The following is a 12924-nucleotide window of genomic DNA, read 5'->3' as shown; positions in this document are numbered from 1 at the left end:
ATGCTCCGCAGCGAGAAAGTTAACCGGTGGTGCCGGTTTCCTCAGACTTCAATGACGCCGGCCTCAAGGAAGGCCGGGGTGCGTACAAGGGCGGCGATGTCCAGTTTCAGCCAGCGATGGCCCTGGACGTCGCTGAGAATTGATCCAACCCACGGTCTGGGATCCGAGGCGTCCTCAGGGGTGAATTCTTCCGGGCTGCGCAGCCCGGTGGTGCGCGAAAAAAGCAGCGCCGTGCCGCTGCCGTGCCGTGCGCCAATAAGCAGGACGCGCGCGCTTCCGCCGATCGGGATGGCTTCACCCGAATGGAACAGCGAGAAGTCGACGACGCCGCACAGGCTGCCGCGCACATTGATTAGGCCGCGGTACCAGAGTTGGGTCATCGGCACATCGGCCAGCGGCGGGACGGGCAGGACCTCGCCGGTGTCGGCAAGATCGACCAGCCAGTTCTCGGTCGGGGTCTGCAGGCCGAGCAGCGTACGGTGCTCGCCTTCGCGGGATTCCGCTAGGCGCCGGGCGAGGCTCTCCTGGAACTCGCGCAGGCTGACGCGACGTGCCATGCGATCAGCCCAATCCCTTGATGCGGGCAAGGAGCTCAGCGTGGTCGAGCGGCTTCACGAGATAGTCGTGAGCGCCCTGACGCATGCCCCAGATCCGGTCGGTTTCCTGGCCCTTGGTGGTGCAGATGATGATGGGAATGGCGCGTGTGGCTTCGTCGCGCGAGATGGTGCGAGTGGCCTGATAGCCGTTCATGCCGGGCATGACCACGTCCATCAGGATCAGGTCAGGCATTTCTGCCTTGCTTTTCACAATGGCTTCTTCGCCATTCTCGGCGATGACTACTTGATAGCCGTTGGCGGTGAGCACTTCATTCAGCGCGAAGCGTTCGGTCGGGGAGTCGTCGACGACGAGGATTTTCTTGATCGGCATTATCTGGGTCCCACTGCTGGCGTTCAATCGGTTTGTTTCTGGCCGGCGTGCTGAGCGACGGTCTTCAGCAGGCTGTCCTTCGTAAAGGGTTTGGTGAGGTATTCGTCGGAGCCGGCCATGCGACCACGGGCGCGGTCAAACAGACCGTCTTTCGACGAAAGCATGATCACGGGCGTCGAGGCGAAGCGGCTGTTGCGTTTGATCAGGGCGCAGGTCTGATACCCGTCGAGGCGGGGCATCATGATGTCCATGAAAATGACGTCCGGGTGGTGGTCGGCGATCTTGGCCAGCGCGTCGAAGCCGTCTTCTGCCAGCACTACCTCGCAGCCGGCCTGCCCAAGAAAGATCTCCGCGCTGCGGCGGATGGTGTTGCTGTCATCAATGACCATCACCCGCAAGCCGGTCAAATCCATGAACAGTTCCTCGTTGCTGATGGCCCGCTGGCGGGCCAGATCGGCCTGCGCGTGCGGGAGTTTGTCGCGACTATGCTGCAGAAATGCCTCAGCCGCAATGCCCCTTCAGGCGCTGCGGCTTATTCGCAACGCGTATTGCTTCACGTTGCGTTCAGATCTCGACCATCTCGAAGTCTTCCTTGCGCGCCTGACATTCCGGACAGGTCCAGTTGGGGGGGACGTCCTCCCAGCGCGTACCAGGCGCGATCCCTTCGTCGGGGATTCCGGCGGCTTCGTCGTAGATGAAGCCACAGATCAGGCACATGTATTTCTTGTACTCGGGGTTGCTCATCAGTCGAAGTGCTCCGTATGGTTTGACGGTAGAATCCGGGCCATCTTACCGTATTTTCCTGCCCTCACCCGCGAGCCCGCTTTCCCGGAAATGCGCCATTTTTCGCGGGGTTAGTGGAGTTTCCTTATGACCGAAAAGCTTTCCCGGGGTCTCTATCTCGTGACCCCTGACTGCCGTGACACGGGCGAACTGCTGGCCTGCCTGCACGATGCCCTGGGCGGACACCCTGCCATCGTCCAGTACCGCAACAAACTGGCCACTGATGACGCGCGGCGCGAGCAGGCTGCTGCGGCCGCGGCGCTTGCGCACGCAGCCGGAGCCCTGTTCATCGTCAATGACAACGTCGAGCTGGCCCTGGATGTCGGAGCCGACGGGGTGCACATCGGCCGCGAAGATGGCGACATTGCTGCGGTGCGCGCTGCCATTGGTCCCGGGCGCATCCTGGGCGTGTCGTGTTACGACGAGTGGGCGCGCGCCGGGCAGGCGGTGGCGGACGGGGCGGACTACGTCGCATTCGGTGCGATGTTTGCGTCGTCGGTCAAGCCCGAGGCGGTGCAGGCGCCGCTTGAGCTGGTGCGCCGCGCCAAGGCTGAGCTTGCGGTGCCGGTGTGCTGCATCGGTGGCATCACGCTCGACAACGCGCCATTGCTGGTCGAGGCGGGTGCCGACATGCTGGCCGTGATTTCCGACGTCTTCAAGGCGACCGATCCGGCTGCCCGCGCGGCTGCCTTCCAGGCCCTTTACGACTGAAGCGAGACTTATGAGCCATCACAACGAATCCCTGTTCGAGCGCGCCCAGCGCACCATTCCCGGCGGCGTGAATTCGCCCGTGCGAGCCTTCCGTTCGGTCGGCGGTACACCGCGCTTCATCGAACGGGCGCAGGGCGCGCGGGTGTGGGATGCCGACGGCAAGGAATATCTCGACTATGTCGGTTCCTGGGGGCCGGCGATTGCAGGGCACGCCCATCCGGCGATCGTCGAGGCGGTGCGTGAGGCTGCGTTGCGCGGTCTGTCTTTCGGAGCGCCGACCGAGGGCGAGATCGAGATGGCTGAAGCCATCTGCGCGCGCCTGCCGTCAGTGGAGATGGTGCGTCTGGTCAGTTCGGGCACCGAGGCCACGATGAGCGCCATCCGCCTGGCGCGCGGCTTCACCGGGCGCGATGCCATCATCAAGTTTGAAGGTTGCTACCACGGTCACGCCGACAGCCTGCTGGTGAAGGCGGGCTCCGGCCTGCTGACCTTCGGCAACCCGTCTTCCGGCGGTGTGCCGGCCGATTTTGCAAAGCACACCGTCGTGCTGGACTTCAACGATCTCGATCAGGTCGCCGAGGTGTTCAAGGCGCGTGGTGACGAGATCGCAGCGATCATTGTCGAGCCGGTGGCCGGCAACATGAACCTGATCAAGCCGCGCGCCGGTTTCCTCGAAGGCCTGCGCGAGCTGTGCACCAAGCACGGCGCTGTGCTGATCTTTGACGAGGTCATGACCGGTTTCCGTGTCGGCCCGCAGGGCGTGCAAGGCCTCGCTGGCGTCACGCCGGATCTGACCACGCTGGGCAAGGTGATCGGCGGCGGCATGCCGGTCGGCGCCTTCGGCGGGCGACGCGACATCATGCAGTGCATCGCGCCGCTCGGCAGTGTGTATCAGGCCGGTACGCTGTCGGGCAGCCCGGTGGCGGTGGCGGCGGGGTTGGCTTCGCTGAAGATTCTCGGCGAGCCGGGCTTCTACGAGCGGCTTCAGGTCGGTACGCAGCGTCTCGCGGCTGGCCTCCAGGCGGCGGCAGACGCGGCGGGCGTGCGCTTCAAGGCTGATTCGGTGGGCGGCATGTTCGGCCTGTATTTCGCCGATGCAGTGCCGGCTTCGTTTGCCGAGGTCATGAGCTGCGACAAGGAGGCCTTCAACCGCTTCTTCCACGCCATGCTCGACGCCGGCCACTACTTCGCGCCGTCGGCCTTCGAGGCCGGCTTCGTGTCGATCGCCCACAGCGATGCGGATATCGACGCAACGGTGGCGCAGGCCGCGAAGGTGTTTGCCGACATGGCCGGCTGAACACCCGGCCGGCGACGGTCACAGCAGGAAGATCGTCGCCAGCCCGAGGAAGATGAAGAAGCCGCCCGAGTCGGTCAGGCCGGTGATCATCACCGAGCCACCCAGCGCCGGGTCCTTGCCCATGCGCATGCGCAACATCGGGATCACCACGCCGGCGCCGGCGGCGAGCAGCAGGTTGAGCATCATGGCGCTGGTCATCACGGCGCCGAGTTGCCAGCTGCCGTAGAGCCACCACGCCATCACGCCGAGCAGACCGCCCCACACCACGCCATTGAACAGCGCCACGCCGACCTCCTTGCGCAGCAGTCGGCGCATGGCGCTCTGTTCGACCTGACCCATGGCGATGGCGCGCACGATCATGGTGATGGTCTGGTTGCCCGAGTTGCCGCCGATGCCGGCAATGATCGGCATCAGCGCCGCCAGCGCCACGAGTTTTTCGATCGAGCCCTCGAACAGGCCGATCACGCGCGAGGCGAGGATGGCCGTGGCCATGTTGATGGCCAGCCAGGCCCAGCGGTTTTTCACGGAATCCCACACCGAGGCGAAGATGTCTTCCTCTTCGCGCAGACCGGCGTTGCTGAGGATTTCCTGCTCGGATTCTTCGCGGATGTAGTCCACCACGTCGGCCACCGTGAGCCGGCCGATGACGCGCCGCTCGGAGTCGACGACCGGTGCCGAGACGAGGTCGTAGCGCTCGAAGGCCTGGGCCGCGTCGCTGGCGTCGTCTTCGGGCATGAAACTGATCACCGGCTCGGTGCCCATGACCTCGGATACTTCCATCTCCGGGTCGTGGATGAGCAGGTTCTCTAACGTCAGGATGCCGCGCAGGTGGTCGTCGCGGTCGACCACCAGAAGCTTGTCGGTGTGGTCCGGCAGTTCCTCGAAGCGGCGCAGGTAGCGCAGCACGACTTCGAGCGAGACATCTTCGCGCACCGTCACCATGTCGAAGTCCATCAGCGCGCCGACGGTGTCTTCGGGGTAGGACATGGCCGCGCGCAGCTGTTCGCGCCCCTCGGTGTCGAGCGACTGGTAGACGTCCTGGATGATCTCGGGCGGCAGGTCGGGCGCAAGGTCGGCCAATTCGTCGGCGTCGAGGCTCTCGGCGGCAGCCTTGAGCTCCTCCGAGTCCATGGTTTCGATCAGGGACTCGCGCACCGCGTCGGAGACTTCGAGCAGGATTTCGCCGTCGCGCTCGGCCTTGACCAGGTTCCAGACGAACAGGCGGTCTTCGAGCGGCACCGCTTCGAGCACGAAGGCGATGTCGGCCGGGTGCATGCCTTCGAGCAGGTCCTGCAGCTCGCCCAGATGCTGGCGATGGATCAGCCCCTCGACGATGTCCTGACGGGCCATGTCCTGCCGATGCACTAGCCCCTCGACCAGCCGATGGCGCGCGAGCAGTTCCTGCACTGCGCGCAGGTGCTGCTGGACGTCGTCAGGCGGGTGCTGCTGCTCTTCAGCGGACATGGGCTATCTCGGCGCGGGGCTGGATGTGCGAGGAAGGTGCTTGCGCGCAGATTTTACGGGCTTGTGCGCTGCGACGCGACCGCAGTTTGCGCGCGCCCGACCTTGCTTCAGTCGGGGATGCGGGTGTACCGCATGCGCGCGCGCACGCTCTCGGCAATGGCCGACAGGCGCGGACCGAAGACTTCTCCGTAGTGCCGCGGGTTGGGCAGCATGACCGCCATCTGGGTCGCTTCCACCGGCCCCAGCCGGCTTGCTGCAATGCCGTAATGGTGGCGTGCTGCGGCTTCTGCACCGAACACACCGTCGCCCCATTCCACGACGTTCAGATACACCTCGAGGATGCGGCGCTTGCTCCAGGTGGTCTCGATCATCACCGCGATGACGGCCTCCTGCGCCTTGCGCACATAACTGCGGCTGGGCGACAGGAACAGGTTCTTGGCGAGCTGCTGGGTGATGGTCGAGCCGCCCGAGGCGCGCTCGCCGCGCGTGCGGTTGCGCTCGATGGCGCGCTGGATGCCGGTCCAGTCGAAGCCATAGTGGTCCATGAAGGCGTCGTCCTCGGCGGCCACCACGGCGCGTTTGAGGTGCGTAGAGATGCTTTGGTACGGCACCCAGCGATGCATGAGCTTGGCTTGCGGGTCGCTCTCGCGCAGCTCACTCAGCCGGATCTGCATGAAGCTGGTCATGGCTGGATCGTGACTGCGCCACCACAGCACGTGCGCCAGAAACCAGCCTTGCACCAGCGCAAAGGCCAGCAAGACGGCGCCCAGGGCGAGTGCCACGCGGCGCATCGTGCGTTTCATGCGGGGGCGATCTGCGCGCGCAAGGCATTCAGCACGGGCGCGGTTGCGGGGCGCACGCCGCGCCACAGCAGAAAGCTCTCGGCGGCCTGCTCGACGAGCATGCCCAGCCCGTCGGCCAGTCGCGCTGCGCCATCCGTGCGCGCGGCGGCAAGAAAGGGCGTGTCGCCGCGTCCGTACATCATGTCGTAGGCCAACGACTGCGCTGCGTAAAGGCCTGCCGGAAGCGGTGGTACCTCGTCGGACAGGCTGGCGGCGGTGGCGTTGATGACGAGATCGAAGCTGTGTCCGGCGAGTGCGTCAAAGCCGCAAGCGGCCACTTGCGTCCCGACCGCGCCCGGCGCGAAGCGCGCGACCAGTTCTTCGGCGCGCGCCACCGTGCGGTTGGCAATCGTCAGGCCGGCCGGCCGTTCTTCGAGCAGCGGCAGGATGGCGCCGCGCGCCGCGCCGCCCGCGCCAAGCAGCAGCACGCGGGCGCCGTCCACCGGCTGGCCGAGGTTGTGCACCAGGTCGCGCACCAGTCCGGCGCCGTCAGTGTTGTCGCCAAAAATTCCAGCGGCGTCGAAACGCAGGGTGTTGACCGCGCCGGCAGCCTCGGCGCGCGCAGACAATGTGTCGGCCAGCGCGTGCGCCTCGAGCTTGAACGGCACGGTGACGTTGAGACCGCGCCCGCCGTCGCGGCGAAAGCGCGCAACTGCGTCGCGAAAACCGTCGAGTGGCGCGAGCAGTGCGCCGTACGTTATCGGCTGGCCGGCCTGGGCGGCGAAGGCAGCGTGGATCTGCGGCGACTTGCTGTGGGCAATCGGGTTTCCGATGACGGCGTACTGATCCATGTTCAGCGGGTTCTCAACTGGTCGGAGTTGGTGAACGACCACGTGCGGGTGATCTCGATGAGGTCGGTGTCTGCGCGGATATCCGGCGGGAACGGGGCATAGGGTGCGGCCATCCGCACGATCTCGATGGCGGCCTTGTCGAGCACGTCGTGGCCGGATGAGCGGTCGACGTCGATGCGCTCGACCGTGCCGTCGGCGCGGATCGATACCGTCAGCACCAGATTGCCGTAGACCTTGCCGCGCGCCGCCTCGGGGTAGTTCAGCGTGCCGATGCGCTCAACCTTCTGGCGCCAGTCCTCGGCGTACTGGGCGAAGCGGTGTTCGCGTGCGCGGGTGCCGATCTGGACCTTGCGCGGCCGTTTGGAGAATTCGTCCAGGCGCCGGTCGATCTGGGCCTCCAGGCGTGCAATGGCCGCAACCGAATCCATCAGGTCCAGGCCCGACAACGCCGGACGCGCCGGGGCGGCAGGGGGAGGGGGCGGCTCGGGGGCTGGCTTTGGCGCCGGTGCCGGCGGTTCTGGTGCGGGCTGCGGCGCAGGCGCAGGCGCAGGCGCGGGTTCGGGAGCCGGTTCGGGCTTGGGCGCCGGGGGGGCGGGCGCAGCAGGGGCCGGCGACTTTGCCGGCGCAGGTTCGGTGACCGGCGGTGCGCTGGCGACTGGCGCCGCATCGTTGCGAGTCGGCGGGAGTTGCGGACGCGGCGGTGGCGCGGTGATGACCGGCGTTTCGATGGCTGTCAGGACCGGCGGGGGCGGTGGCGGGGGTGCTTCGGCACGCGCCGGTTCGGGCGTATCGAAGCTGAACTGCTGACGGACCGGCTCCTTGGCAGGGGCTGGGGTGGGCGCCGGGGCCGGAGCCGGAGCCGGAGCCGGAGCCGGAGCCGGAGCCGGAGCCGGAGCCGGAAGGGGCTCGGGCGTGGTGATGACTGGTGGCGTCGGCGTCGGCGCGGGTGTCGGTTCTGGTTTGGGCTCGGGCGCAGGAGCAGGTGTGGGCGCAGGTGTGGGTTGCGGGGCGGGCGGCTCCGCAGCAGGCAGGGGGGGCGAAGGCGCTGGCGGCGGCGTTGCGCGTCGCGCGTCAGCCAAGGCATCGCCACGGATGTCTTGCTGGCGCGGCGGGGTCGGAGTGCTGGGGCGTGCGTCCTCGCGCTCGGTCGTGCCGCCTCCGTCGAGGTTGGCCTGGGCCAATACATCGGGCTTGTCGGGCGCGCGCTCACGCTTGGCGTTAACCATCACCACGTCGAGTTGATGAACCTGCTGACGTGCTGGCGGAGGCGCCTGCGAAAAGGTGATGGCCAGCACCACGGCGTGCAGCACCAACGATGCGACGACCGCAAACGGCAGCGGCAGGCTCGTTGCGTGTGAGCGGGCGCCGTCGCGAGCGCGCGAGAGCAACGGGGCGCGTGCCGGGAGCGTCATCGCGTGGGCTCAGCTGCCTTCGAAGAGCGCCTCACCGGTTTCCTCGGGGTCGGGCTCGGACAGGGTTGCAAGGTGGCGCGCGCTCAGGTCGAGATCGACGAGGTCGGTGCCTTCCAGGGCCAGACGCACTTGCGCGCCGGGCAGTTGCAGCGGCATGGACGGGACTTTGACGACCATCGGCGTGCGGTCGATACGCACCACGTTGTCGCGCAGCACGCGGGCAGTGATCTCCGGCTCACCGCGCTGGCGCAACCAGCGCAGGCACCAGTAGCGCTCCATCATGCGCTGGAATTCGGCATAGGCCGAGTAGGTCAGTTCGAAGTCACGCATGGCGGCCATCAGCTCGGTCGAGCGCGGCGCGAAAGCCGGTGTCTCGCCGCGCACGACGGCCACGATCTGCCACTGGTTGACGAGGTCGACATAGCGGCGCAGCGGCGAGCTCGACCAGGCGTAGCAATCGACGCCGAGCGCGTCGTGCGGCTCGGCGTGGGTGCTCATGCGCACCTTGCCGCCGTTCTGCACGCGGTACAGGCCGGGCACGCCGGCCTGGTCGAGCATCTTGCCCCAGGTGGCGTTGGCGTGAATCATCAGCTCGGCCACGAGCTTGTCCATCGGCGAGCCGCGCTTGCGGTCGCTGATGGTGACCTGGCCGGGGCCGTCGGAAGTATCGATGGTCCAGTCTACGAAGAAGCTGTAGTCGACCTGATCCGAGTTGGCGCTGGGCTTGCCGCGCCCCGCTTCGAGCACGGTGGCGAGTTCCCACAGCAGCACGAGTTCGCGCTTCCACGGAAAGTCGGGCACGTTCTCCTGGCTCAGCGTGGTCTCGTTGAAGAAGGGTTCGATGTCGTGGTGGCGCAGGTTGGCGGCCACCGGGATGCGTTCGACCTTGCTCTCGAAACCGCTGATCGCCAGCGCCGGGCTGACGTCCAGATACAGCGAAACGGCCGGGCATTCGCGCCCTGCGGCAAGCGTGAAGCGCTCGACCACTTCGTCCGGCAGCATGGTGATCTTGTTGCCCGGCATGTACACCGTCGACAGCCGGCGTCGTGCGATGGCATCGAGCGAAGAGCCGCGCGCGAATCCCAGCCCCGGCGCGGCAATGTGGATGCCGATACGCCAGCCGCCGCCGTCGCGCGGCGTGACCGAGAAGGCATCGTCAATCTCGGTGGTGGTGGCGTCGTCGATCGAGAAGGCGGCGACCTGCGCCAGCGGCAGTTCGGCAAAGTCCGCATCCGGCAGTTCGAAGGCCGGAAAGGCTGCGCCATCCGGGAACTGCTCGAACAGGAAGCGGTTGTAGTGGAAGTCGTAGCTCGAACGCAGCGCGCCGCACTTGAGCAGCAGACGCGGGGCCGACAGCCCGGCGTCGACGCAGGCCGCCTCCAGCGCCTTGACCTCGGGGCGGTTGCGGTCGGGGCGGTACAGCACCTGTTCGATCATGCCGTTGAGTTCGGCCGGCAGGTGGCCGTCGACCAGCTCGGCGCGCATGCGCTCGATGGCCTCGGTCTGCAGACGTTTTTTCTCCAGCCCGGCCAGCGCCGCCTGCAGGATCTCCGGCGGCGCCTTGCGGAAACGCCCGCGGCCCTTGCGGTGGAAGTGGATCGGGGCAGAGTGCAGGCGCAGCAGCACGGCGGCAGATTCGAGCGCGCTCGGGGTGTGGCCCTGGTATTCGGCAGCGAACTCCTCGAAGGCGAACTCTTCGTCGCCGCAGACCTCCCACAGGAAATCGGTGTCCAGCGCCTCGGCCTCGCGCTCGGCGCGCTCCAGCAGCTCGGCCGGCGCCGGTTCGCGGAAACGCATCAGCACGTGCGAGGACTTGAGCTTGAGCCGCTTGCCGTGGGTGGTTTCGATCTGCAGGGTGGCGTCGTTGTCGGTCAGGATCGTGCCTGCCTTGAACGCGCCACTGTCTTCGAAGAGAACAAACATCCGGGGTCGCCGTGAGGAAATGAGCGTGCTAGTTTAGCAGGGTCGTCGCCGTCCGCCGGGCGCGGCAGCGCAGGTCTCGGGACGTATACTTCAGCTTTCGGCCATGGCGCGAAGCCCGGTCCGGAAACACCGCCGATTTCCTCAGGAGAACTCCATGATCGCCAGCCGCTTCGCTCCGTTCGCCGGGCGTCCCGTTGCCTTTGTGCTTGCTGCGCTGCTGTTCGCGCTGGCCTTCGTGGCGACCCCGGTGCGGGCCGAGGATGAACCCAAGGTGGTGTATCACGCGGACTTCTCCGATCCGCGCCGCTTCAGCGCCATGCTGACCAGCATCAACAACATGGTCACGCACTACCAGAATGAGCTCATCGACTACGACGTGCGCATCGTCTTCGTGGCCCACGGCATCCGTTTCGTTACCGATGACAAGCTCACCGGCACGCCCTTCGAGGAAGACGCCGAGATGGCCGAGCGGCGCGAGAACAACGCCAGCCGGCTGCGCGCGCTGAACGAAGTGCAGGGTGTGAAGCTCGAATTGTGCGATATCACGCGCTCGCAGATCGGACTGGCCGAAGACAAGCTGTATGACGGCGTCACGATGGTGAAGTCGGGCGTGGTGCGGATTGCCGAGCTGCAGCAGAGCGAAGGCTTCGCCTACATCAAGATCGAGTAAGGCGTCGCGCAGCACAATTTTTTCCAAATCAGTGAGGTAGAAGCATGTCTGGACAAGCCTTGTGGGCCTTTGTGATCGTTCTGGTGCTGGCCGCAGCGGGGCTGGGGTTCTTCTTCGGCCGCGTCAGCAACAGCGGCATGAAGGAGCGTGTGCGGGAGGCTGAGGAAGCCGTTGGTCGCAAGGATTCCGAACTGGCCGCCTATCGCCGCGAAGTCGATGCCCATTTCGACAAGAGCGCGACGCTGTTCGTGTCCATGGCCGGGTCCTACAAGGCGCTGTTCGAGCACCTTTCGAGTGGCTACGAGAAGCTGTCCGACGGCTCCGGTCGCGACCTGTTCCGGGAGCACGTCGCAACGCTGCTGATTGACGCTCCGCAGCAGCAGACTGAAGTGACGCCGGCTGAGAGCGTGGCCACCGAAGAGGCTTTGTCGACACCGGACGCGCGTTCGGACGAGGCTGAAGAACTGCTCAACGGCGTGCATCCCGAGGCGCCCTCGCCGGCCGAAATGGCTGAAGCAGAGGAGCGCGAAGCGCAGCGCGTCGACCCGGTGCAGGCCGACGCCGAGGCCGCTCAGGCCATGGGCGAGGAGCGCCGTGAGCCGATCGAAGTGCCGTCAGAGCTTGCGCCCGCCGAAGCGCAGACGGCCCGCCGCGACTGAGCGCGCTCAGCCCAGGCCGGCGAAGTCGATGATGTCGTCGAGGTAGTCGTTCCAGCGTGAGAAACCGTGGTCCCCGCCATCCAGAACGGTCTGGCGGGCGCCGCGGTATTTTTCGAGCGCGTGGCGATAATCCAGCACCTCGTCTCCCTTCTCGGCCAGCAGCCAGTAGCGTGACGGGTCGCCCAGCGGGCCGGTGTCCAGCGCGCGCAGCTGGTCGATGTGCTCCAGCGTGAAGTCGAAGGATTCATTGGTGTACAGATTGGTCTGGGTGCCGATCCACGGCGCGAGATCGATTGGCGCGACCACGGCCGGATTGACCACGGCGGCCCGTAGCGAATGCCGCTCGGCCAGAAAAGTCGCGTAGTAGCCCCCCAGCGAACTGCCGACCAGCGTTGGTGGGCGATCCGGACTGCGCTCGTACGCCTCCAGAATGGCGTGCTCGATGAGCGCGAGCGCATGCGCCGGAACATGCGGCAATTGTTCGCACCAGAAGGCATCGGCGAGGTTGCGCTGTTGCATGCGTTGCTGGAGTGTTCGCGCCTTGTTCGAGGCCGGGGCCGAGCGAAAACCGTGCAGGTAGATGATCATTGCGGAGTGGTGTCGAGTTCGAGACGGGTGAGCCAGTTCAGCGCGTAGCTGCGTTCTGCGCCGCACATTTCATCGGACGGAGTAAGCCCGCTGCAGCAGGCCGGGCGTTCGGGCTGGCCGAAGATGCGGCAGCGCAGCTCTTCGTCCAGCTGGATGCACGGCACGCCTGCCGGCTTGCCCTTTGGCATGCCGGGAATGGCGCTGGAAATCGAGGGGGCGATGCAGCACGCGCCACAGCTTGAACGGCAGTCCATACCGGGTCAGCCCGCGCAGACGCGCAGACACCAGGCCAGAATGGCCTCGCGCTCGGGCGGCAGCAGTTCGCCGTAGCCGCCGGAAAACTCCTGCCATTCCGGCTGGAAGCGCTTGCCGACGGCGGTGAGCAACGGAATGCCGGCCGCCACGACCAGACCGATTTCCTCGCGCAGCCCGCTGCCCAACGCTTCCTGGGCGCCGAACTTGTTCACGCAGATCAGTTGTGCGCCGTCGGTGACCGCGCGGCGAATGGCTACCGCGGCGTGTGCCAGCGACGCCGGGTCGAGCCGGCAGGCTTCCGAACCGCGGCCGAGCTCTTGTGACAGTGAGAAGCGCTCGCCGCTGGCAAGGTTCTCCAGCTCCATCGCACAGGGGTCTTCAATTTCCATGCCGATGTCGTGCTGCAGCACACCGCCCAGCTTCAGGCCGCGCTGAGCGAGCAGGTGAGCCACCTCGAGCATCAAGTCTTCGACCGGATCGTCCGGGGTGTACAGGATCGCGGCAAGCGGGGCGGGGGCGTCGTCGGTCATGGTGCAAGTGTGCATGTGATGGCGCGATTGTCGCATCCGCAGGCGTCGGCTGCGACGCCCGTCGGCATATGC

At 66.4% G+C, this 12924-nt stretch carries 16 protein-coding genes; 4 read left to right on the top strand and 12 right to left on the bottom strand.

Going from position 1 to position 12924, the window contains the following annotated elements:
• Nucleotides 1-41: 41 nt before the first annotated feature.
• The 4 genes from AC6H0N_RS14095 to AC6H0N_RS14080 form a co-directional block, all read right to left on the bottom strand.
• Nucleotides 42-557, bottom strand: a complete 516-nt coding sequence (locus AC6H0N_RS14095; protein WP_497574757.1) for a chemotaxis protein CheW — start codon at nucleotides 555-557, stop codon at nucleotides 42-44.
• Nucleotides 558-561: 4 nt separating this feature from the next.
• Nucleotides 562-927 (bottom strand): response regulator, encoded by a 366-nt coding sequence (locus AC6H0N_RS14090; RefSeq protein WP_497574756.1) that lies wholly within the window; start codon nucleotides 925-927, stop codon nucleotides 562-564.
• A gap of 23 nt (nucleotides 928-950) precedes the next feature.
• Nucleotides 951-1340 carry a response regulator gene (locus AC6H0N_RS14085; RefSeq protein WP_497574755.1) on the bottom strand — a complete coding sequence of 130 codons (390 nt, stop codon included), beginning with the start codon at nucleotides 1338-1340 and terminating at the stop codon, nucleotides 951-953.
• Between the two features lie 151 nt (nucleotides 1341-1491).
• On the bottom strand, nucleotides 1492-1644 hold the full coding sequence (locus AC6H0N_RS14080) for a rubredoxin (protein ID WP_497575030.1): 153 nt from the start codon (nucleotides 1642-1644) through the stop codon (nucleotides 1492-1494).
• A 153-nt stretch (nucleotides 1645-1797) separates the two neighbouring features.
• On the opposite strand from AC6H0N_RS14080, the gene thiE reads away from it, so the two are divergent.
• Nucleotides 1798-2421: a thiamine phosphate synthase gene (gene thiE / locus AC6H0N_RS14075; RefSeq protein ID WP_497574754.1), complete on the top strand. Its 624-nt coding sequence runs from the start codon at nucleotides 1798-1800 to the stop codon at nucleotides 2419-2421.
• 10 nt (nucleotides 2422-2431) lie between these two features.
• Nucleotides 2432-3718, top strand: coding sequence for a glutamate-1-semialdehyde 2,1-aminomutase (gene hemL / locus AC6H0N_RS14070; RefSeq protein ID WP_497574753.1), 1287 nt, complete (start codon nucleotides 2432-2434; stop codon nucleotides 3716-3718).
• An 18-nt stretch (nucleotides 3719-3736) separates the two neighbouring features.
• Here hemL and mgtE read toward each other — a convergent pair whose 3' ends face one another.
• From mgtE to AC6H0N_RS14045, 5 genes are all read right to left on the bottom strand, one after another.
• Nucleotides 3737-5182, bottom strand: coding sequence for a magnesium transporter (mgtE, locus tag AC6H0N_RS14065; RefSeq protein ID WP_497574752.1), 1446 nt, complete (start codon nucleotides 5180-5182; stop codon nucleotides 3737-3739).
• Between the two features lie 107 nt (nucleotides 5183-5289).
• Nucleotides 5290-5985: a monofunctional biosynthetic peptidoglycan transglycosylase gene (gene mtgA, locus AC6H0N_RS14060; RefSeq protein WP_497574751.1), complete on the bottom strand. Its 696-nt coding sequence runs from the start codon at nucleotides 5983-5985 to the stop codon at nucleotides 5290-5292.
• The gene (gene aroE, locus AC6H0N_RS14055; RefSeq protein ID WP_497574750.1) at nucleotides 5982-6815 is read right to left on the bottom strand and encodes a shikimate dehydrogenase; all 834 of its coding nucleotides are present in this window, start codon (nucleotides 6813-6815) and stop codon (nucleotides 5982-5984) included. Before aroE ends, mtgA begins: the two co-directional genes overlap by 4 nt.
• A gap of 2 nt (nucleotides 6816-6817) precedes the next feature.
• Nucleotides 6818-7735, bottom strand: a complete 918-nt coding sequence (locus tag AC6H0N_RS14050; RefSeq protein WP_497575029.1) for an energy transducer TonB — start codon at nucleotides 7733-7735, stop codon at nucleotides 6818-6820.
• A 501-nt stretch (nucleotides 7736-8236) separates the two neighbouring features.
• Nucleotides 8237-10150, bottom strand: a complete 1914-nt coding sequence (locus tag AC6H0N_RS14045) for a ribonuclease catalytic domain-containing protein (protein ID WP_497574749.1) — start codon at nucleotides 10148-10150, stop codon at nucleotides 8237-8239.
• Between the two features lie 154 nt (nucleotides 10151-10304).
• Between AC6H0N_RS14045 and AC6H0N_RS14040 the strand changes: the two genes are divergently transcribed.
• Both AC6H0N_RS14040 and AC6H0N_RS14035 read left to right on the top strand, forming a co-directional pair.
• The gene (locus AC6H0N_RS14040) at nucleotides 10305-10820 is read left to right on the top strand and encodes a DsrE family protein (protein WP_497574748.1); all 516 of its coding nucleotides are present in this window, start codon (nucleotides 10305-10307) and stop codon (nucleotides 10818-10820) included.
• A gap of 44 nt (nucleotides 10821-10864) precedes the next feature.
• Entirely contained in the window at nucleotides 10865-11479 is a 615-nt protein-coding gene (locus AC6H0N_RS14035; protein WP_497574747.1) for a Z-ring associated ZapG family protein, read from the top strand.
• A gap of 6 nt (nucleotides 11480-11485) precedes the next feature.
• Here the strand turns inward: AC6H0N_RS14035 and AC6H0N_RS14030 are convergent, their stop codons facing one another.
• From AC6H0N_RS14030 to AC6H0N_RS14020, 3 genes are read right to left on the bottom strand one after another with little or no spacing between them, the layout of a single operon-like run.
• Nucleotides 11486-12067 carry a YqiA/YcfP family alpha/beta fold hydrolase gene (locus tag AC6H0N_RS14030; RefSeq protein WP_497574746.1) on the bottom strand — a complete coding sequence of 194 codons (582 nt, stop codon included), beginning with the start codon at nucleotides 12065-12067 and terminating at the stop codon, nucleotides 11486-11488.
• Nucleotides 12064-12321 carry a YkgJ family cysteine cluster protein gene (locus AC6H0N_RS14025; RefSeq protein ID WP_497574745.1) on the bottom strand — a complete coding sequence of 86 codons (258 nt, stop codon included), beginning with the start codon at nucleotides 12319-12321 and terminating at the stop codon, nucleotides 12064-12066. Before AC6H0N_RS14025 ends, AC6H0N_RS14030 begins: the two co-directional genes overlap by 4 nt.
• Nucleotides 12322-12327: 6 nt before the next feature.
• On the bottom strand, nucleotides 12328-12852 hold the full coding sequence (locus AC6H0N_RS14020) for a DUF2478 domain-containing protein (protein WP_497574744.1): 525 nt from the start codon (nucleotides 12850-12852) through the stop codon (nucleotides 12328-12330).
• Nucleotides 12853-12924 lie beyond the last annotated feature (72 nt).

Source organism: Pseudazoarcus sp. NS34, assembly GCF_059703725.1.
This window is presented reverse-complemented; position numbering and strand designations above follow the sequence as displayed.

Bases quoted from the DNA above. Each gene is read 5' to 3' on its own strand.
- AC6H0N_RS14095 (WP_497574757.1), bottom strand. From the start codon at position 557: ATGGCACGTCGCGTCAGCCTGCGCGAGTTCCAGGAGAGCCTCGCCCGG.
- AC6H0N_RS14090 (WP_497574756.1), bottom strand. From the start codon at position 927: ATGCCGATCAAGAAAATCCTCGTCGTCGACGACTCCCCGACCGAACGC.
- AC6H0N_RS14085 (WP_497574755.1), bottom strand. From the start codon at position 1,340: ATGGATTTGACCGGCTTGCGGGTGATGGTCATTGATGACAGCAACACC.
- AC6H0N_RS14080 (WP_497575030.1), bottom strand. From the start codon at position 1,644: ATGTGCCTGATCTGTGGCTTCATCTACGACGAAGCCGCCGGAATCCCC.
- thiE (WP_497574754.1), top strand. From the start codon at position 1,798: ATGACCGAAAAGCTTTCCCGGGGTCTCTATCTCGTGACCCCTGACTGC.
- hemL (WP_497574753.1), top strand. From the start codon at position 2,432: ATGAGCCATCACAACGAATCCCTGTTCGAGCGCGCCCAGCGCACCATT.
- mgtE (WP_497574752.1), bottom strand. From the start codon at position 5,182: ATGTCCGCTGAAGAGCAGCAGCACCCGCCTGACGACGTCCAGCAGCAC.
- mtgA (WP_497574751.1), bottom strand. From the start codon at position 5,985: ATGAAACGCACGATGCGCCGCGTGGCACTCGCCCTGGGCGCCGTCTTG.
- aroE (WP_497574750.1), bottom strand. From the start codon at position 6,815: ATGGATCAGTACGCCGTCATCGGAAACCCGATTGCCCACAGCAAGTCG.
- AC6H0N_RS14045 (WP_497574749.1), bottom strand. From the start codon at position 10,150: ATGTTTGTTCTCTTCGAAGACAGTGGCGCGTTCAAGGCAGGCACGATC.
- AC6H0N_RS14040 (WP_497574748.1), top strand. From the start codon at position 10,305: ATGATCGCCAGCCGCTTCGCTCCGTTCGCCGGGCGTCCCGTTGCCTTT.
- AC6H0N_RS14035 (WP_497574747.1), top strand. From the start codon at position 10,865: ATGTCTGGACAAGCCTTGTGGGCCTTTGTGATCGTTCTGGTGCTGGCC.
- AC6H0N_RS14030 (WP_497574746.1), bottom strand. From the start codon at position 12,067: ATGATCATCTACCTGCACGGTTTTCGCTCGGCCCCGGCCTCGAACAAG.
- AC6H0N_RS14025 (WP_497574745.1), bottom strand. From the start codon at position 12,321: ATGGACTGCCGTTCAAGCTGTGGCGCGTGCTGCATCGCCCCCTCGATT.
- AC6H0N_RS14020 (WP_497574744.1), bottom strand. From the start codon at position 12,852: ATGACCGACGACGCCCCCGCCCCGCTTGCCGCGATCCTGTACACCCCG.